Origin of the sequence: Pseudomonas sp. LS-2 (assembly GCF_003605735.1) — a bacterium.
GTDB lineage: Bacteria > Pseudomonadota > Gammaproteobacteria > Pseudomonadales > Pseudomonadaceae > Aquipseudomonas.
This window is the reverse complement of the sequence record NZ_QXTJ01000039.1, coordinates 755,580-773,983: the sequence shown is the minus strand read 5'-3', so window position 1 is coordinate 773,983 and position 18,404 is coordinate 755,580. Positions and strand designations below refer to the sequence as shown.

The following is an 18,404-nucleotide window of genomic DNA, read 5'->3' as shown; positions in this document are numbered from 1 at the left end:
AACTTTTGCGCTGGCTGAATGCCACAACCTTCGCTATACATACCCCCGCCGTTCGTGAATTCGGACGCGAGGACAATGTGACGGGCCGCTCGTATCGGGCGGCCTCTTACGCTTGAAAAGCGCCTGACGAGGGAGTGTGACCGATGAAGAAGATTCTTTTAGCGGTAGGGTTGTTGAGCATTGCGGGCACTACCCTGGCAGCCGGGAAGTCGTGCGATGACGTGAAAGCGGAGATCGACGCGAAGATCAAGGCCAAGGGCGTGGCGTCTTACACGCTGGAGGCTGTGGACAAAGGCAGCGCCGCAGATGGAAAAGTCGTTGGCACTTGCGAAGGTGGCAGCAAGGAAATCGTCTACAAGCGCGGCTGACTCAGCCCTTAGGCCAATAAAAACCGACGCATTTGGCGTCGGTTTTTTTATGCACGAACACAATTCCTGTAGGCGCTTGCTTGCCGGCGATTGCGCGGTCTCGGCAAACACATCGTCATAGACGGGACGCCATCGCGGGCAAGCGCGCTCCTACAGGTGGTGTGGTGACTAGCCTTTCGCGGCTTGCGCCAGAATCTCGTACGAGCGCAAACGGTCAGCATGTTCGTACATATCGCAGGTGAAGATCAGCTCATCGGCGTCGGTCTGTTCCAGCAGCACGTCGAGCTTGGCGCGGATCTTCTCCGGGCCGCCTACCATCGCAAGGCCAAGGAAATCCATCACCGCTTCACGCTCATGGGGCAGCCATAGTCCGTTCATGCTATCCACGGGCGGTTTCTGCATCAGGCTCTGCCCGCGCATCAGGTTGAGAATGCGCTGATACACCGACGTCACCAGGTATTCGGCCTGCTCGTCGGTGTCGGCAGCGGCCAGCGGTACACCCAGCATCACATAAGGCTTGTCGAGCACCTCGGATGGCTGGAAATGGTTGCGATAAACCCGAATCGCCTCATGCATGTAACGCGGCGCAAAGTGCGAAGCGAAGGCGTAAGGCAGTCCGCGCTGCCCGGCCAATTGGGCGCTGAACAGGCTTGACCCCAACAGCCAAACCGGCACGTTGGTGTTGCTTCCCGGTACGGCGATCACTCGCTGATGCGGCTGGCGCGGGCCGAGATAACTCATCAGTTCCGCGACGTCATCGGGGAAGTCGTCGGCGCTACCAGAGCGTTCGCGGCGCAGCGCGCGGGCGGTCATCTGATCAGAGCCCGGTGCGCGACCCAGACCCAGATCGATGCGGCCGGGAAACAGACTGGCCAGGGTGCCGAACTGTTCGGCAATCACCAGCGGCGCATGGTTGGGCAGCATGACGCCACCGGAGCCGACCCGAATACTCGAGGTGCCGCCGGCGAGATACGCCAGCAGCACAGACGTCGCAGAGCTGGCGATGCCATCCATGTTGTGGTGTTCAGCGACCCAGAAACGGTTGTAACCCCATTTCTCGACGTGTTGCGCCAGATCCAGTGAATTGCGCAGGGACTCGGCCGGGCCTTTATCCTCGCGCACGGGAACCAGGTCGAGAGTGGAAATCTTCACATCAGCTAATCGTTTCATAGGCCGCCGTTGATCCTCTTGGGGGGCTCGGTCAGACGCCAGGGTGGTGCCTGGCGCAAAAGCAAAACCCGCGTTAAGCCTAAATATTTGCGTTAAGGCCTTAGGATAAGGCCGGATTTTGAGGTTGCAATGGGCAAGAAGAAATTTCCTACTAATTTGGTCGGATTTTCGGTGCGCAAATTCAGCAAATAAAGCACGAGCGTCACAACCGTTGAACTAAGTCCCGCCTACACTCCTCAGACTTTTGGTCCATGTGCGAGGCAATCGCACTTTTTTTCATGAGGAGACACCATGAGCATCGTCAAGAAAGCATCCGCCCACTGGGAAGGTGACCTGAAAACAGGTATTGGCAGCATCTCCACTGAAACTGGCGTGCTGCGCGAAGCGCCGTATGGTTTCAAGGCTCGTTTCGAGGGCGGCAAAGGCACGAACCCCGAAGAGCTGATCGGCGCTGCCCACGCGGGCTGCTTCTCGATGGCCCTGTCGATGATTCTCGGCGGCGAAAACCTGAAAGCCGACAGCATCGATACCACCGCCGATGTCACCCTGGATCAGGTCGACGGCGGCTTTGCGATCACCGCCGTGCACCTGACCCTCAAAGCCAAAGTGCCTGGCGCAACTCAGGAACAGTTCGACAAGCTGACCGCCATGGCCAAAGAAGGCTGCCCGGTTTCCAAAGTCTTGAACGCCAAGATCACTCTGGACGCTACGCTGGTGAGCTGATTTTCAGCCCCGCTCCACGTCGATGACCCGCCAAGGCGGGTCATTCTCGTTCAAGAGCCCGCAGAACCGGTTCCGGGCGACAGGGTCATATGCAGGGCCGATGCGATTCGCACGGCATCGAAGGAGTCGAACATGAAACGTATCGCCGCAACCCTGATTCTCAGCGCTCTGACCACTGGCGTGTTCGCCGCTCCCAAACCCTGTGAAGAGCTCAAGGCCGAGATCGAAGCCAAGATCCAGGCGCAGAGCGTCAGCTCCTACACGCTGGAAATTGTCAGCAATGAAGAGGTTCATGACGAGAACATGGTCGTGGGCTCATGCGAAAACGGCACGAAGAAGATTATCTATCAGAAGAATGATCGGTGAGGGCCACGAACGGATTGAAAATATCCTGTAGCAGTCGTCACGGAATGCAGAAAATCTCGCCCTCTTCGGCCAGTACTTTTCGCTGTTCATCACGCAGCTGCGCGTCGATGCTGTTGGCAATGTGGCGAACATCCAGTCGGTAACGGTGGCCGGCTTCGAAATGGTCGTAGTTGATCGTGACGTAGCAGGTCAGCTCGTTGTAGATATCCATCGAAAGCCCCATGCCACCGGGTGCGTACTCATAGTCGTAGCGCACTTCGAGCTTGTGTTTGCCGGGCGTTACCTGGAAATAGCGACCATCCTCGGTGCGCACGCCATCAAGCTTGTCGGCCATCAATGTCTTGCCGGTGAACGTGTGCAGATCGACCCAGGCCTGTTGCGGGTCGACGGCCGGCAACGGGCCTGCGCATCCGGTCAGCAGACTCAGGGCAATGATCGACAGTGGCAGGCGCATGGCAGACTCCGCATTCAGGCAGGTAACGATGGAGGTTGCGTCAGAGGTCGGCTCTGCGGCATAACGCTGGTCTTTGAGTTTTCTACGTGGAACGAGGTTAAGGCCGCTGCATGAATCGATCTGACATCGCGTGGTTGCTGCGCGGCTTGCCGATGCTGGCGATTTTACTCCTCAGTGGCTGTTCCAGTCTCTCCTATTACACGCAATTGGCCAGCGGCCAGGTTGCGTTGCTTCGCGCCCGGGAGCCGGTAGCCGAAATCATCGCCGATCCGCAGCGCGACCCCAGGCTGCGGGAGCATTTGCTCAAGTCTCAGCAGGCTCGCGCTTTCGCCAGCGAACACCTGCATCTGCCCGACAACAAAAGCTATCGACTCTACGCCGACATCCATCGCCCCTATGTGGTCTGGAACGTGTTTGCCACCGGTGAGTTCTCGCTGGAGCCTGTGACTCACTGCTTCCCCATCGCCGGCTGCGTGGCGTATCGCGGTTATTACGATCAGGGCGCGGCGCGAGGGGAAGCGGCGCTGCAGAAGCTTGAGGGCAAGGATGTCTACGTCAGTGGTGTCGAGGCCTATTCGACGCTCGGCTGGTTCAACGACCCGATCATCAGTTCGATGATGCACTGGGGCGATGAGCGTCTGGCCACGTTGATCTTCCACGAATTGGCGCACCAGCGTTTTTACGTGAAGGACGACAGCGAATTCAATGAGTCCTACGCGACTTTCGTTGAGGAGGAAGGCACCCGGCAGTGGCGCGCAGCCCGAGGCTTGCCCCCGGAGACGGCGTCTTCCCTAGCCCGTCGCCGTGATCAGTTGACGCATTTGGCGCTTGATACCCGTGATCGCCTGAAGGCGCTGTATGCCGAGCCACTGACTCCGGAACTCATGCGCCAGCGCAAGGCGGCGGAATTCGAGCGTCTGCGCAGTGAATACCGACAATTGCGCGACAGTCAGTGGGGCGGCGACAAGCGCTTCGACACATGGGTTTATGCGCCGATGAACAACGCCCGTCTGCTCCCGATCGGGCTCTATGACCAGTGGGTTCCGTCGTTCGAGGCTTTGTTCAGGCAGGTCAACGGCGATTGGCCGGCTTTCTTTTCGGCTGTCGAGAAGATCGGGGGCTTGCCGAAGGATGAGCGCAAGGCGGCGTTGGAGCAGTTGGCAAAGCCAGCAGGCTGACGTGATCACCAGTAGGAGCGCGCTTGCCCGCGATTGCGGAGTGTCAGCCAGCGCATCACTCCCCGACAGAACGCTATCGCGAGCAAGCTCACTCCTACAGGTCGTTTAGCGTTTTTCTGACTCCAGAAACGCCTGATGCAGCTCTTTTAGCGAGTTGAAGTGATACGTCGGCGCTTCGGCTTCCAGTTCTTCACGGCTGCCAAATCCGTATCCTACCGCCGCCACGTCCAGCCCGTTGCGCTTGCCGCCGATCAAGTCATGTTTGCGGTCGCCGATCATCAACGTCTGCTTGGGATCGAGCTTTTCCTCTTCCAGCAGATGCCGGATCAGCTCGACCTTGTCGGTCCGGGTGCCGTCCAGTTCGCTGCCGTAGATCAGCTTGAAGTGACGTTCAAAATCGAAATGCCGGGCGATCTCATGGGCGAACACCCATGGCTTGGACGTCGCGATAAACAACGTCCGGCCCTGATCCGACAGCAGATCGAGCAGTTCGAACACACCGTCGAATACCAGGTTTTCATAGAGACCGGTGACCTTGAACCGTTCACGGTAAAAACCCACTGCCTCCCACGCCCTGGCCTCGTCGAAGTCGTAAGCGCGCATGAATTGCTGCAGCAGTGGCGGCCCGATGAAGTGCTCGAGCTGGGTGATGTCGGGTTCGTCGATGCCCAGCTTGCTCAGGGCGAACTGGATCGAGCGAGTGATGCCTTCCCGTGGGTCGGTCAGGGTGCCGTCCAGGTCGAACAGAATATTCTGGTAATGCATGTGTTCTCTCGAAGTCTGTGAATCGGTGCAACGCGTGGCATGTGTAGCAGCACGGCTTGCCGGCGGTGGCGGCTTCAGTCTTCCATCGCCTGCAAGCGGGACTGCTATAGGGGTTTGTCGAAACCTTCAGCCAGGTGCTGATCTTTCAACTTCACGTAATTGCTGGCGCTGTAGGGGAAGAAGGCGATTTCCTTTTCCGTCAATGCCCGGACCTGCTTCACGGGTCGACCGACATACAGAAACCCGCTTTCGAGGCGTTTGCCTGGCGGCACCAGGCTGCCAGCGCCAATGATGACTTCATCTTCGACCACCGCGCCGTCCATGATCGTGCTGCCCATGCCGATCAGAATCCGGTTGCCGATCGTGCAGCCATGAAGCATGACCTTGTGACCGATGGTCACTTCATCGCCGATGAACAGCGGGAAGCCGTCCGGGTTGAAAGGGCCGGCGTGGGTGATGTGCAGCACGCTGCCATCCTGCACGCTGGTGCGAGCACCGATTCGGATGCGGTGCATGTCGCCGCGAATCACGGTCAATGGCCATACCGAGCTGTCGTCGCCGATGTCGACATCGCCGATAACGATGGCCGAATGATCGACAAACGCCCGTTCGCCAAGGGCCGGGATGTGATTCTGGAATGTGCGAATAGCCACAATAGGTTCCTTCTCTGGCGCTGATAGCTGCGGTCAGCGCAGATTGTAATTAAGATGCTCAGGTGTTTCTTCCAGCCAAGGTGCCAAACCGTGAGCGCGAACAACCCTCTTTTGCAATCGTACGACCTGCCACCTTTCTCGGCGATTCGCGCCGAGCACGTAAAACCTGCTATCGACCAGATTCTTGCCGACAACCGCGCCGCGATTGCCGACATCCTCGCCAAGCAAGGTACGCAGCCTACATGGGCTGGCCTGGTGCTGGCGATGGACGAGCTGAACGACCGCCTGGGCGCCGCCTGGAGCCCGGTCAGCCATTTGAACGCCGTGTGCAACAGCGCCGAGCTGCGCGAAGCCTATGAGTCCTGCCTGCCGGGGTTAAGCGCGTACTCCACCGAAATGGGCCAGAACCGCGAACTGTTCCAGGCGTTCGAAGCGCTGGCCAACAGCCCGGAAGCCGCTGGTTTCGACGTGGCGCAAAAGACCATTCTGGAACACTCGCTGCGCGATTTCCGCCTGTCGGGCATCGATCTGCCGCCTGAACAGCAGAAACGTTACGCCGAAGTGCAGAGCAAGCTGTCGGAGCTGGGCAGTCAGTTTTCTAACCAACTGCTCGACGCCACCCAGGCCTGGACCAAGCACGTCACCGACGAAGCCACCCTCGCCGGTCTGACCGATTCGGCCAAGGCGCAAATGGCGGCGGCTGCGAAAGCCAAGGATCTGGACGGCTATCTGATCACCCTGGAATTCCCGAGCTACTACGCGGTGATGACCTACGCCCAGGACCGTGCGCTGCGCGAAGAAGTTTACGCGGCCTACTGCACCCGTGCGTCGGACCAAGGCCCGAATGCCGGCAAAAACGATAACGGCCCGGTGATGGAGCAGATCCTCGACCTGCGTCAGGAACTGGCCAAACTGCTGGGTTTTGCCAGCTTCTCCGAGCTGAGCCTGGCGACCAAGATGGCCGAGTCCAGCGATCAGGTGCTGAGTTTCCTGCGCGATCTGGCCAAGCGCAGCAAACCCTTCGCCGCCCAGGATCTGGAACAACTGAAAGCCTACGCCGCCGAGCAGGGCTGCCCGGACCTGCAAAGCTGGGACAGCGGTTTCTACGGCGAGAAGCTGCGTGAGCAGCGCTACAGCGTGTCCCAGGAAGCCCTGCGCGCCTACTTCCCGATCGACAAGGTGCTGAACGGCCTGTTCGTCATCGTGCAAAAACTGTACGGCATCGAAATCGCCGAGCAGAAAGGCTTCGACACTTGGCACCCGGACGTTCGTCTGTTCGAGATCAAGGAGAACGGCCAGCACGTCGGCCGCTTCTTCTTCGACCTCTACGCTCGCGCCAACAAGCGTGGCGGTGCGTGGATGGACGGTGCCCGTGATCGTCGTCGCACTCTGGAAGGCTCGCTGCAAAGCCCGGTCGCCAACCTGGTGTGCAACTTCACCCCGGCGTCGCCTGGCAAGCCTGCCCTGCTGACCCACGATGAAGTCACGACCCTGTTCCACGAGTTCGGCCATGGCCTGCATCATTTACTGACCCGTGTCGAACACGCGGGTGCCTCAGGCATCAACGGCGTGGCGTGGGACGCAGTCGAGCTGCCAAGTCAGTTCATGGAGAACTGGTGCTGGGAGCCCGAAGGTCTGGCGCTGATTTCCGGCCACTACGAAACCGGCGAGCCGCTGCCTCAGGATCTGCTGGAAAAAATGCTTGCGGCGAAGAACTTCCAGTCCGGTCTGATGATGGTCCGCCAGCTGGAGTTCTCGCTGTTCGACTTTGAACTGCACGCCACACACGGCGACGGCCGCACGACCCTGCAAGTGCTCGAAGGCGTTCGCGACGAGGTCTCGGTCATGCGCCCACCCGCTTACAACCGCTTCCCGAACAGCTTCGCGCACATCTTCGCGGGCGGTTATGCAGCGGGTTACTACAGTTACAAGTGGGCTGAAGTGCTCTCGGCAGATGCCTTCTCCAAATTCGAAGAAGACGGCGTGCTCAATGCCGAAACCGGTCGCGCCTTCCGCGAGGCGATTCTGGCCCGTGGCGGTTCGCAGGCGCCGATGGTGCTGTTCGTCGACTTCCGCGGACGCGAGCCTTCGATTGACGCACTCTTGCGCCACTCCGGCTTGAGCGAGGAAGCGGCAGCATGACCGATACACCGCATGTGGTGACCAAGAAACGCTTCATCGCCGGGGCTGTATGCCCGGCGTGCAGCGAGCCTGACAAACTGATGATGTGGAGCGAAGACGATGTCCCGCATCGCGAGTGCGTGCATTGCGGGTATTCGGACACGCTCAACGCGCAGGGGCAGTCGATCCCGAAGGAGCTGGGCACACGGGTCAACAAGACCCCTGCTAAACCGGCCGGTCCCAAGGTGCAGGGGGTGCAGTTCTTCCCGAATCCGAAGCTGAAAAAGCCGGTTGATCCGAGCTGATTGTTACACCGTCCCACTGTAGGAGTGAGCTTGCTCGCGATTGCTGTTTCTCTGCACCACTTGGGTGTGAAGGGTACCGCTATCGCGAGCAAGCTCAGTCCCACACGTCAGCTGCATCAGCTCCGATCTTACAATCGCCACAAAATCGTCTGCACACCCACCACATCGGTTTTCTGAAACCATCCCTTGATCGCACAACCGGCAAAGGCGCTGGTGCTGCATGCGCCGCTGTTGAGTGCTGTTTTAAGGGCGTCGACATCGACCTTGTGGATGTACGCGATGCCGTGCCTGAGGTCATCCGCGTCACCAAATCCGCCGTATTCCATCTCGTCCAGCGCCGCCTGTTTGCTCCAGCCCTGAACAACGATTCTGTACATCGCCGCCACAAGTCCCGTGCGATCCAGCCCGTGTTTGCAGTGAATCAGCACTGGACCTTTCTCTTGCGCGGTCTCGATGGCGCGCAGGCTGCGAATCATGTCAGCGTCATCGACGTGAACCGTCTGCAGCGGAATCTGAACCTGGGTCACGGACGGGTCGGACAGCCATTTGCTGTCGCTTTCCTTGATGAAGTCCACCACCGTCACGACCCCCAGCTTCTGTAGCAACGGCTGCGCGGCGGCATCGGGCTGACGGCTGCGGTAGAGCGTGGGCGTGATCTCGTAGAGGTTGTAGTGCGTGTCGATTGGCTGCGCCCACTGACCGGGTCTGACGGTGGGAGTGGCAGGTTCGTCTGACTGGGCAAACGCGCAGAGTGAAACCGTCAGCAGAGTGGCCACCAGTGAAGCGATCATTGGAATACGCATCGAGCATTACCGTGCGACAGGCAGGGAGTGGAAGCGGCGAGTCTGCGCCACCGGGAGTCAATGCACTGTGAGGTAAATGTCAAAACCGTGTTGGCGCCGTTGATCGCTGAGCGGTCCATTTTTTCGGATTGAACATGGAGGGTGCGCGGGTTTCACGATACTGTATGCATGAACAGTTATCGGGAGCGTCCGCATGTCCATCACTCTGCCACCCCGCGGCCGCGGTACCGCGACCAACCCCCACAACCGCTTCGCGCCCAACCGCCCGGTGGTCGAGGACGACGGCTGGTATCAGGAAGCGCCGCTGACTCAAGGGACCACTGTCACGCTGGAAACCGCCAAGAGCATCATCGCGCGCAATTCATCGCCAGACATCCCCTTTGACCGTTCCATCAACCCGTATCGCGGCTGTGAGCACGGCTGCATTTATTGTTATGCCAGGCCCAGTCATGCCTATTGGGACATGTCTCCGGGGCTGGATTTCGAGACGAAGCTGATCGCCAAGACCAACGCCGCTGCGTTGCTGGAACAACAGCTGTCCAAGCCCGGCTACAGCGTTGCGCCGATCACGCTGGGAGCCAATACCGATCCTTATCAGCCCATCGAGCGCGAATACAAGATCACCCGCGCCACGCTGGAAGTATTGCTGCGCTATCGTCATCCGGTGACGATCATCACCAAAGGCTCGCTGATTCTTCGTGATCTGGACCTGCTCGCCGAGTTGGCAAAACTTCGGCTGATCTCGGTGTTCATCAGCCTGACCTCGCTCGACGATGAGCTCAAACGCATTCTCGAACCTCGCGCCGCCGCGCCCAAGGCGAGGCTGCGGGCGATTCGGGTGCTGCGCGATGCGGGTGTTCCGGTCGGCGTGCTGCTGGCGCCGATGATTCCTATGATCAACGACATGGAGCTGGAACGGTTGATGACCGAGGCCAAGGCTGCCGGTGCCTTGAGCGCCAGTTACGTGATGCTGCGCTTGCCGCTGGAGGTCGCGCCGCTGTTCGAGGAATGGCTGCAGGCGCATTATCCGCAAAGGGCCGAGCATGTGATGAGCCTGGTCCGCCAGAGTCGTGGCGGGCAGGTTTACGACAGCCGCTTCGGTTCGCGGATGCGTGGCGAGGGTGTGTTCGCCGAGCTGCTGGCGCAGCGCTACAGTATTGCGGTGAAGAAGCTGGGCTTGAACAAGCGCGACAGTTTCACGCTGGACTGCGAAGCGTTCTGCCCGCCGGGTGGTCAGATGTCTCTGTTGTGACTCGGGTGGCGTCTTACATGGCAAGCGCGCTCCTACCAATGTGGCAGTGCCCGTGGATTAAGATTTCCTTAAGCGAGACCCGCGAGCTAGAGCGATGCATTCAGTTTCAGTTAAGTTTTTGCCGTTAATGTGTTTTCCAAGTGACCGACTGGTCGCGTGCAGCTGGAATTGTCCGTATTGCCAGAAAAAAGTGGGCCGTCCACGGGAATCACTGGAAACTCCACTTCAATCCGTCAAAGAGGATAAGACATGACAGACATGGATAAACGGCCTCAGGCGACTTCGCCAGGCGCCTTGGCAGAAGCGGAATCCGCGGATGTTGCACTCAAGCACATCGTCGATGGCTTCAAGCATTTTCGTCACGACGTCTTCCCGCAACAGGAAGAACTGTTCAAGAAACTCGCCACGGCTCAACAGCCACGCGCGATGTTCATCACGTGCGCAGACTCGCGCATCGTTCCGGAACTCATCACCCAAAGCTCTCCAGGCGACCTGTTCGTGACCCGTAACGTGGGTAACGTGGTTCCGCCGTACGGCCCCATGAATGGCGGCGTTTCCACGGCCATCGAATACGCGGTCATGGCGTTGGGTGTGCATCACATCATCGTCTGCGGGCACTCCGACTGCGGCGCCATGCGTGCGGTACTCAATCCGGACACTCTGGAAAAGATGCCCACCGTAAAGGCCTGGTTGCGTCACGCCGAAGTCGCCAGAACCGTGGTTCAGGACAACTGCAATTGCTCGGGCGAGCATGAAACGATGCACGTCCTCACCGAAGAGAACGTCATTGCGCAGCTGCGCCATCTGCAGACCCACCCTTCCGTGGCGTCCAAGATCGCGAGCGGCCAGTTGTTCATTCACGGCTGGGTATATGACATCGAGACCTCCGCGATTCGCGCTTACGATGCCGAGCAGGGAACCTTCCTTCCCCTCGATGGCGACAACGCCACCCCGATGGCAACACCACGAAAACGTTACTGATCCCGGGTTGAAAACAGCCGCAAGGCCGTTGAATCCGCGTCACCACTGACGGTTCANCGTCTGAAGAATCTCCGGAGAGTCGTCATGGCTACTACAGATCTGAAGTCTTTATTGCCACGGGAGCTATTGGCTTCCGTGGTGGTTTTTCTGGTGGCCCTGCCTCTTTGCATGGGGATCGCCATCGCCTCTGGCATGCCGCCCGCCAAGGGTTTGATCACCGGCATTATCGGTGGGTTGGTCGTAGGCTGGCTCGCAGGTTCACCATTACAGGTCAGTGGACCGGCTGCAGGCCTTGCCGTTCTGGTGTTCGAGCTGGTGCGTGAGCATGGCATGGCGATGCTCGGGCCCATCCTGCTACTGGCCGGTTTGCTGCAATTACTGGCCGGGCGTCTCAAGCTCGGCTGTTGGTTCCGCGTCACGGCCCCGGCCGTGGTCTACGGCATGCTCGCCGGTATCGGCGTGCTGATCGTGCTGTCACAGGTCCATGTGATGTTCGACAGCGGGCCGAAACCTTCCGGGCTGGATAACCTGATCGCCTTCCCTGAAACCCTGTTGGGTGCGATCGGCCCGGGCAGCGGCATGCAAGCGGGTCTGCTGGGGCTCGGAACCATCGCAGTGATGTGGCTGTGGGAAAAGCGCCGTCCTCACGCGCTGCGTTTCGTGCCCGGCGCGCTGCTGGGGGTAGGTATCGCCACCGTGGTGAGTCTGCTGATGAGCCTGCAAGTCAAACGAGTCGAAGTGCCCGCCAATCTTGCAGAGGCAATCGACTGGTTGCGTCCTGCGGATCTGCTGAACCTTGCGGACCCTGCGATCCTGATCGCTGCGATTGCCGTGGCGTTCATCGCCAGTGCCGAAACCTTGCTGTCCGCCGCTGCGGTGGACCGGATGCATGACGGCCAACGCTCGGATTTCGACAAGGAACTCAGCGCCCAGGGCGTCGGTAACATGCTTTGCGGTCTGGTCGGTGCGCTGCCGATGACCGGCGTGATCGTGCGCAGTTCGGCCAACGTACAGGCCGGTGCCAAGACACGCATGTCGGCGATGTTCCATGGTCTCTGGCTGTTGGCGTTCGTGTTGTTGCTGTCCAGCGTGCTGCAAAGCATTCCGGTGGCGAGTCTGGCGGGCGTGCTCGTTTATACCGGTATCAAGCTGGTGGATTTAAAGGCGCTGCGAGGCCTGGGTCGTTACGGTCGCATGCCGATGTTCATCTACGGCGCCACAGCGAGCGCGATCATCCTCACGGACCTGCTCACGGGCGTATTGATCGGTTTCGGGCTGACCCTGGTGAAGCTGGCGCTTAACGCTTCGCGGCTGAAGATCAATCTGGTGGATCTGGAGGCCGAAGGCGAGATGGAGTTGCGCCTGAACGGTGCTGCGACCTTCCTCAAAGTTCCGGCGCTGACTCAGGCACTGGGCGCAGTACCGCCCGGCACCACGCTGCATGTCCCGCTGAGCAACCTCAGCTATATCGACCATTCCTGCCTTGAGTTGCTGGAAGAATGGGGCCGCGCCAATGCCGCCCAGGGCTCGCGCCTGTTACTGGAGCAGCGTTTGCTCAAGCGCCGGGTCGAGGGGCGGATTCGGACGTCGATTGGTGGGGCGGCGTTGCATTGAGAATTGAATAGCACGATTGGGAACATTCTGTAGCAGTCCGGCTTGCCGGCGGTGACGGTCTTGTGATCGCTGCCGCCGGCAAGCCGGACTGCTACAGGTCATATGTCGCCAGCAGGCAGGCCTATAAATCCTTCGTACATTCCATTTCAAGCCCCACGCCGAGTTGGCGCGACAGGCTTGGCCAGCGCTTCCACGCAGCCTCTGTGTCCGGGCTGGAAAGCTGGTCTCGGTAGGCTTCTACCGACTCCAGCGAGAAGCTGTCTTCATCGAGCAGTTCGTCGATGGCGTGGTGCACCACTTCGTCGAGCTGGTTGGCGAATTCTTCGCCGATCAATTGGTGGGCAATCACGCTGGCGACGGTGGTGTTGACCGGAATCAGCGGCTGGCCGAAATGCACGATGTACAGGTCGTTGACCTCTTCCACCAGACGGTGCGCCAGATAGGCTTCGTCCAGCAGGCCGTCGAGGCCTTCATGGCCATCCATGATGGCGGGTGGGGCACTGAAGAATTGCTCGGCGATTTTCAGCACCGGTTTAATCTGGGTGTCGATTCCTGCCTGCAGTGCCACCTCATGGGCTGCGTCCAGCAGGTCTGGCACTTGCTCGATGTAGGCGACCACGAAACGCGCCAGAACGCCTCGGGCGTCGACGTCCGGAAGATGAATCGCAGGGTGCAGATGAGGGAGTTGCGACTCGAGTTGGCGCAATAACTGACCGGTCTGGGTCTCGTGTTCCTGTGCTCGTGTGATCTGCTCGCGCAATGCGGCGGTGTTCATGAATGCTCCATAGGGCAATAAAACCAGGCTGTCATTATAGGGAAGTCATACGTTAGCTTGCTTATCAATGACGCTAAGACGTAATTGTCATAACAATTTCATGGTTATGTGCATAGGCTATTAAAAGGCCACTTTTCCCTGTTTTTCTGCGATTTTTCTCAGTAAATGCGCGTGCGTATAGCTGGGTTTTCGGGAATCTCCACTGCATTGCGGACACTTTGCCCGTGTCTATACTCGGATTTGTGATGATTACTCTGATGACACTGAAATGTGACGCTGGCCTGGCCCCGGTCCTATAGCGACTTTCTCGACCGCTCCCTCGCCCGCACAGGCAACGTGTGAAAGCCATGCGCACGGCATGGTTTCGCCCCGTCTGAAATGACTGCTGGCTAATAAGAAGAACAAGAGGGGAACCCGCAATGATGCGACATCCACATGTCTGGATGGGCCTCCTGTTGTGGTCGATATTCGGTCAAGCGCACGCCGCCTGGACCACGAATATGGCGCCGGGAGCGACCGAGGTCAGTCACGAAGTCTTCGATCTGCACATGACCATTTTCTGGATATGTGTGGTGATCGGGATCATCGTGTTCGGCGCGATGTTCTGGTCGATGATCATTCATCGACGCTCAACCGGACAGGTTGCCGCCAAGTTCCATGAAAGCACCACGGTGGAAATCCTCTGGACCGTCGTGCCGCTGCTGATCCTGGTCGTCATGGCGATCCCTGCGACCAAAACCCTTATTCAAATGTACGACAACACGGAATCGGGTCTGGATATCCAGATCACCGGTTATCAATGGAAGTGGCATTACAAGTACCTGGGTCAGGACGTCGAGTTCTTCAGCAATCTGGCGACTCCCGCCGATCAGATCCACAACAAGGAAGCCAAGGGCGAGCACTATCTTCTTGAGGTGGATCAGCCGCTGGTGGTGCCGGTGGGCGTGAAAATCCGCTTTCTGGTGACCGCCGCCGACGTCATCCATTCCTGGTGGGTGCCAGCGTTCGCGGTCAAGCGCGACGCCATTCCCGGGTTCGTCAACGGGGCGTGGACCCGTATCGAAAAGCCCGGCATCTATCGCGGTCAGTGCACCGAGCTCTGCGGCAAGGACCACGGCTTCATGCCGATTGTGGTCGAGGCCAAGTCGCAGGCCGATTACGACACCTGGCTGGCCGGGCGCAAGGAAGAAGCCGCCAAGCTCAAGGAGCTGACGAGCAAGGAATGGACGCTTGAGGAACTGGTGGCTCAGGGCGACAAGGTTTATCACACCACCTGCGTGGCCTGTCACCAGGCCGAAGGCCAGGGCCTGCCGCCGATGTTCCCGGCGCTCAAGGGCTCGAAAACCGTCATGGGCCCCAAAGAAGAACACCTTTCCGTCGTATTCCATGGTCGTCCGGGCACTGCGATGGCAGCGTTCGGCAAGCAGTTGTCGGAGGTCGACATCGCCGCTGTCGTGACCTACGAGCGCAACGCCTGGGGCAACAACAAGGGCGACATGGTTACGCCCAAAGACGTGTTGGCGCTGAAGCAGGCGGAGGCGAAATGAGTTGCCTTGAAGGAATCACCGTAGGAGCGCGCTTGCCCGCGATGGCAGCGTGCCTTCGACACATGCGCAATCTGACACAACCTCGTCGCGGGCAAGCGCGCTCCTACAGTGGAGTTGCGGCAGACACGAACACCCGTCAGTGTTTCGCAGGAGACAGGACATGAGCGCAGTGATTGACGACCATGGTCACGACGGCCATGTGCATGGTCCGGCCAAGGGCTTGATGCGTTGGGTGCTGACCACTAACCACAAGGACATCGGCACGTTGTACCTGTGGTTCAGCTTCTGCATGTTTCTGCTGGGCGGCTCGTTCGCCATGGTGATCCGCGCCGAGCTGTTCCAGCCGGGACTGCAGATCGTGGAGCCTGCGTTTTTCAATCAAATGACCACCATGCACGGGCTGGTGATGGTGTTTGGCGCAGTGATGCCGGCATTTGTGGGGCTGGCGAACTGGATGATCCCGCTGATGATCGGCGCGCCTGACATGGCCTTGCCGCGCATGAACAACTTCAGTTTCTGGTTGCTTCCCGCCGCTTTTCTGCTTCTGGTCTCGACGCTGTTCACACCCGGCGGCGGCCCGAACTTCGGCTGGACCTTCTACGCTCCGCTGTCCACCACCTATGCGCCGGAAAGCGTCACTTATTTCATCTTTGCCATTCACCTGATGGGGATCAGCTCGATCATGGGGGCAATCAACGTCATCGCCACCATCCTCAACCTGCGCGCGCCCGGCATGACCCTGATGAAAATGCCGCTGTTCGTCTGGACCTGGCTGATCACCGCTTTCCTGCTGATTGCCGTAATGCCGGTACTGGCAGGCTGCGTAACCATGATGCTGATGGACATTCACTTCCACACCAGCTTCTTCAGCGCGGCGGGCGGCGGAGATCCGGTGCTGTTCCAGCATGTCTTCTGGTTTTTCGGGCACCCCGAGGTGTACATCATGATCCTGCCGGCATTTGGTGCGGTCAGTTCGATCATCCCGGCGTTCTCGCGCAAACCGCTGTTCGGCTACACCTCGATGGTCTACGCCACGGCGAGCATTGCGTTCCTGTCGTTCATCGTCTGGGCACACCACATGTTTGTGGTCGGGATCCCGCTGGTGGGCGAGTTGTTCTTCATGTACGCAACCATGCTGATTGCCGTCCCGACGGGGGTGAAGGTGTTCAACTGGGTCAGCACCATGTGGCAGGGCGAACTGACCTTCGAGACGCCGATGCTGTTCGCCGTGGCCTTCGTGATCCTCTTCACCATCGGCGGATTCTCCGGGCTGATGCTGGCGATTGCGCCTGCTGACTTCCAGTACCAGGACACCTATTTCGTCGTGGCGCATTTCCATTACGTGCTGGTCCCGGGGGCGATCTTCGGCATCTTCGCTTCGGCCTATTACTGGCTGCCGAAATGGACCGGCCATATGTACGACGAAACCCTGGGCAAGCTGCATTTCTGGCTGTCCTTTATCGGCATGAACATGGCGTTCTTCCCGATGCACTTCGTGGGGCTGGCGGGGATGCCGCGTCGGGTACCGGATTACAACCTGCAGTTCGCCGACTTCAACATGGTGTCGTCGATTGGTGCGTTTACCTTCGGCGCGACGCAGATATTTTTCCTGTTCATCGTGATCAAGACCATCCGTGGCGGCCCGCNGGAGTGGACCGTGCCTTCGCCGGCACCGTATCACACCTTCGTCACGCCACCGGAAGTGAAGTAAATGAGCCAAATGCAATGAGCGACACCTTGCGCCCGAACAAGCGACTGGTCACCCGCCTGCTGATATTGGTGGTGGCGATGTTTGCCTTCGGATTCGCGCTGGTGCCGCTGTACGACGTGATGTGCAAGGCGCTGGGCATCAACGGCAAGACTGGCGATCAATACACGCAGACCCAGCAGGTCGATGACAGCCGCCAGGTGCGTGTGCAGTTCCTCGCCACCAACAATGCCGATATGAGCTGGGGTTTTTTTCCCAAGGCTGAAGAGATCACGGTCCACCCCGGTGCGGTCAGCGAAATGCTTTTCGTGGCGCAGAACCCGACCGACAAGCCAATGACAGCGCAGGCGATCCCGAGCATTTCACCGAGCACCGCTGCGGTGTATTTCCACAAGACCGAATGCTTCTGCTTCACCCAGCAAATGCTGCAACCGGGCGAGCGCATAGAAATGCCGGTGCGCTTCATCGTTGATCGCGACCTGCCCAAGGATGTGAAACACCTGACCCTGGCTTACACGCTGTTCGATATCACCGCTCGCATGCCTCCCGTCGCGCGCCCTGTCGCGGCAACGGGTGGCTAGACCGCTAAGGTCGAGGAGATTCAGAAGATGGCAACGCATGAGCATTACTACGTCCCGGCGCAGAGCAAATGGCCGATCATCGCCACGGTCGGCATGTTCATCACCATGTACGGCCTTGGCACCTGGTTCATCGACATGAAGGCAGGGCGTGAGTCTCACGGACCGATCTTCTTTGCGATTGGAGGACTGATCGTCGCCTACATCATGTTCGGCTGGTTCGGGACGGTGATCAAGGAAGGTCGTGCGGGGTTGTACAGCGCGCAGATGGATCGCTCTTTCCGCTGGGGCATGAGCTGGTTCATTTTTTCGGAAGTGATGTTCTTCGTGGCTTTTTTCGGTGCTCTGTTCTACGTGCGCACTGTCGCGGGCCCTGCGCTGGGCGGCGAAGGCCCGAAAGGCATCGCACACATGTTGTGGCCGAACTTTCAGTACGCCTGGCCGTTGCTGCAGACGCCCGATCCGAAGATGTTTCCGCCCCCAAGGGAAATCATCGACCCCTGGCACCTGCCGTTGATTAATACGGTGCTGCTGGTCAGTTCCAGCGTCACAGTGACCATCGCTCACCACGCTCTGAAGAAAGGCCATCGCGGTGCGCTGAAGCTGTGGCTGGGCCTGACGATTTTGTTGGGCCTCGCGTTTCTGGCCTTGCAAGCTCTGGAATACCACGAGGCTTACACCGAGCTGGGGCTGACTCTGGGCTCGGGCATCTATGGCGCGACGTTCTTCATGCTGACGGGATTTCACGGGGCTCACGTCACCATCGGCACGATCATTCTGTTTGTGATGCTGATGCGGATTTTGCGCGGACATTTCGACGCCGAGCATCAGTTCGGATTCGAGGCGGCAAGCTGGTACTGGCACTTCGTGGACGTGGTGTGGGTGGGGTTGTTCGTTTTTGTGTACGTCTTGTGATCGCCGGAACGTTGCCTTCACGCAGAGCTGTAGGAGCGCGCTTGCCCGCGATCGCGGTGGATCAGGTAAAGAGTTGTCAGCTGACCCTACGCAATCCCGGGCAAGCGCGCTCCTACAGGGTAAAGCTT

Annotated in this window: 19 protein-coding genes and 1 pseudogene; 14 read left to right on the top strand and 6 right to left on the bottom strand. The window is 59.2% G+C overall.

Going from position 1 to position 18,404, the window contains the following annotated elements; translation table 11 throughout:
• The first annotated feature begins 143 nt into the window (after positions 1 to 143).
• Positions 144 to 368: a DUF1161 domain-containing protein gene (locus tag D3M70_RS24810; protein ID WP_120128245.1), complete on the top strand. Its 225-nt coding sequence runs from the start codon at positions 144 to 146 to the stop codon at positions 366 to 368.
• A gap of 168 nt (positions 369 to 536) precedes the next feature.
• Here the strand turns inward: D3M70_RS24810 and D3M70_RS24805 are convergent, their stop codons facing one another.
• Positions 537 to 1,538, bottom strand: coding sequence for an LLM class flavin-dependent oxidoreductase (locus D3M70_RS24805; protein ID WP_120128244.1), 1,002 nt, complete (start codon positions 1,536 to 1,538; stop codon positions 537 to 539).
• 291 nt (positions 1,539 to 1,829) lie between these two features.
• Between D3M70_RS24805 and D3M70_RS24800 the strand changes: the two genes are divergently transcribed.
• Positions 1,830 to 2,261: an OsmC family protein gene (locus tag D3M70_RS24800; protein WP_081564570.1), complete on the top strand. Its 432-nt coding sequence runs from the start codon at positions 1,830 to 1,832 to the stop codon at positions 2,259 to 2,261.
• 132 nt (positions 2,262 to 2,393) lie between these two features.
• Positions 2,394 to 2,627, top strand: a complete 234-nt coding sequence (locus tag D3M70_RS24795; protein ID WP_120128242.1) for a DUF1161 domain-containing protein — start codon at positions 2,394 to 2,396, stop codon at positions 2,625 to 2,627.
• 37 nt (positions 2,628 to 2,664) lie between these two features.
• Here D3M70_RS24795 and D3M70_RS24790 read toward each other — a convergent pair whose 3' ends face one another.
• Complete coding sequence (locus D3M70_RS24790; protein ID WP_120128241.1) at positions 2,665 to 3,081, bottom strand: hypothetical protein; 417 nt, start codon at positions 3,079 to 3,081, stop codon at positions 2,665 to 2,667.
• Positions 3,082 to 3,191: 110 nt separating this feature from the next.
• On the opposite strand from D3M70_RS24790, the gene D3M70_RS24785 reads away from it, so the two are divergent.
• A complete protein-coding gene (locus D3M70_RS24785) occupies positions 3,192 to 4,259 on the top strand; it encodes an aminopeptidase (protein WP_120128240.1) in 1,068 nt (355 codons plus the stop codon).
• Positions 4,260 to 4,364: 105 nt separating this feature from the next.
• Here the strand turns inward: D3M70_RS24785 and D3M70_RS24780 are convergent, their stop codons facing one another.
• A complete protein-coding gene (locus D3M70_RS24780) occupies positions 4,365 to 5,024 on the bottom strand; it encodes an HAD family hydrolase (protein WP_120128238.1) in 660 nt (219 codons plus the stop codon).
• A gap of 104 nt (positions 5,025 to 5,128) precedes the next feature.
• The gene (locus tag D3M70_RS24775; protein WP_120128237.1) at positions 5,129 to 5,677 is read right to left on the bottom strand and encodes a gamma carbonic anhydrase family protein; all 549 of its coding nucleotides are present in this window, start codon (positions 5,675 to 5,677) and stop codon (positions 5,129 to 5,131) included.
• A 90-nt stretch (positions 5,678 to 5,767) separates the two neighbouring features.
• On the opposite strand from D3M70_RS24775, the gene prlC reads away from it, so the two are divergent.
• Together prlC and D3M70_RS24765 are read left to right on the top strand one after the other, a co-directional pair.
• Positions 5,768 to 7,819 carry an oligopeptidase A gene (gene prlC / locus D3M70_RS24770; protein WP_120128236.1) on the top strand — a complete coding sequence of 684 codons (2,052 nt, stop codon included), beginning with the start codon at positions 5,768 to 5,770 and terminating at the stop codon, positions 7,817 to 7,819.
• Positions 7,816 to 8,103, top strand: a complete 288-nt coding sequence (locus D3M70_RS24765) for a YheV family putative zinc ribbon protein (RefSeq protein ID WP_120128235.1) — start codon at positions 7,816 to 7,818, stop codon at positions 8,101 to 8,103. Before prlC ends, D3M70_RS24765 begins: the two co-directional genes overlap by 4 nt.
• Before the next feature lie 128 nt (positions 8,104 to 8,231).
• Here the strand turns inward: D3M70_RS24765 and D3M70_RS24760 are convergent, their stop codons facing one another.
• Positions 8,232 to 8,906, bottom strand: a complete 675-nt coding sequence (locus D3M70_RS24760; protein ID WP_120128233.1) for a dual specificity protein phosphatase family protein — start codon at positions 8,904 to 8,906, stop codon at positions 8,232 to 8,234.
• Between the two features lie 193 nt (positions 8,907 to 9,099).
• On the opposite strand from D3M70_RS24760, the gene D3M70_RS24755 reads away from it, so the two are divergent.
• The 3 genes from D3M70_RS24755 to D3M70_RS24745 all read left to right on the top strand — a co-directional run bounded on the left by D3M70_RS24755 (position 9,100) and on the right by D3M70_RS24745 (position 12,753).
• Positions 9,100 to 10,158: a PA0069 family radical SAM protein gene (locus tag D3M70_RS24755; RefSeq protein ID WP_120128231.1), complete on the top strand. Its 1,059-nt coding sequence runs from the start codon at positions 9,100 to 9,102 to the stop codon at positions 10,156 to 10,158.
• 249 nt (positions 10,159 to 10,407) lie between these two features.
• Positions 10,408 to 11,139: a carbonic anhydrase gene (locus tag D3M70_RS24750; RefSeq protein WP_120128229.1), complete on the top strand. Its 732-nt coding sequence runs from the start codon at positions 10,408 to 10,410 to the stop codon at positions 11,137 to 11,139.
• Between the two features lie 84 nt (positions 11,140 to 11,223).
• On the top strand, positions 11,224 to 12,753 hold the full coding sequence (locus D3M70_RS24745) for a SulP family inorganic anion transporter (protein WP_120128228.1): 1,530 nt from the start codon (positions 11,224 to 11,226) through the stop codon (positions 12,751 to 12,753).
• 121 nt (positions 12,754 to 12,874) lie between these two features.
• Here D3M70_RS24745 and D3M70_RS24740 read toward each other — a convergent pair whose 3' ends face one another.
• Positions 12,875 to 13,528, bottom strand: coding sequence for a hypothetical protein (locus D3M70_RS24740; protein WP_120128227.1), 654 nt, complete (start codon positions 13,526 to 13,528; stop codon positions 12,875 to 12,877).
• Between the two features lie 419 nt (positions 13,529 to 13,947).
• Here D3M70_RS24740 and coxB point away from each other — a divergent pair, with 419 nt between their 5' ends.
• The 5 genes and pseudogenes from coxB (at position 13,948) to D3M70_RS24720 (ending at position 18,276) form a co-directional block, all read left to right on the top strand.
• Positions 13,948 to 15,075, top strand: a complete 1,128-nt coding sequence (gene coxB, locus D3M70_RS24735; protein WP_120128226.1) for a cytochrome c oxidase subunit II — start codon at positions 13,948 to 13,950, stop codon at positions 15,073 to 15,075.
• Positions 15,076 to 15,235: 160 nt separating this feature from the next.
• Positions 15,236 to 16,721 (top strand): annotated as a pseudogene (locus D3M70_RS24730) (cytochrome c oxidase subunit 1); the annotation flags it as partial.
• A gap of 1 nt (position 16,722) precedes the next feature.
• The coding region (locus D3M70_RS33670) for a hypothetical protein (RefSeq protein WP_256659983.1) at positions 16,723 to 16,786 on the top strand (64 nt) is incomplete at its 5' end.
• A 14-nt stretch (positions 16,787 to 16,800) separates the two neighbouring features.
• Positions 16,801 to 17,364, top strand: coding sequence for a cytochrome c oxidase assembly protein (locus tag D3M70_RS24725; protein ID WP_120128223.1), 564 nt, complete (start codon positions 16,801 to 16,803; stop codon positions 17,362 to 17,364).
• Between the two features lie 27 nt (positions 17,365 to 17,391).
• Positions 17,392 to 18,276: a cytochrome c oxidase subunit 3 gene (locus D3M70_RS24720; RefSeq protein ID WP_120128222.1), complete on the top strand. Its 885-nt coding sequence runs from the start codon at positions 17,392 to 17,394 to the stop codon at positions 18,274 to 18,276.
• Positions 18,277 to 18,404 lie beyond the last annotated feature (128 nt).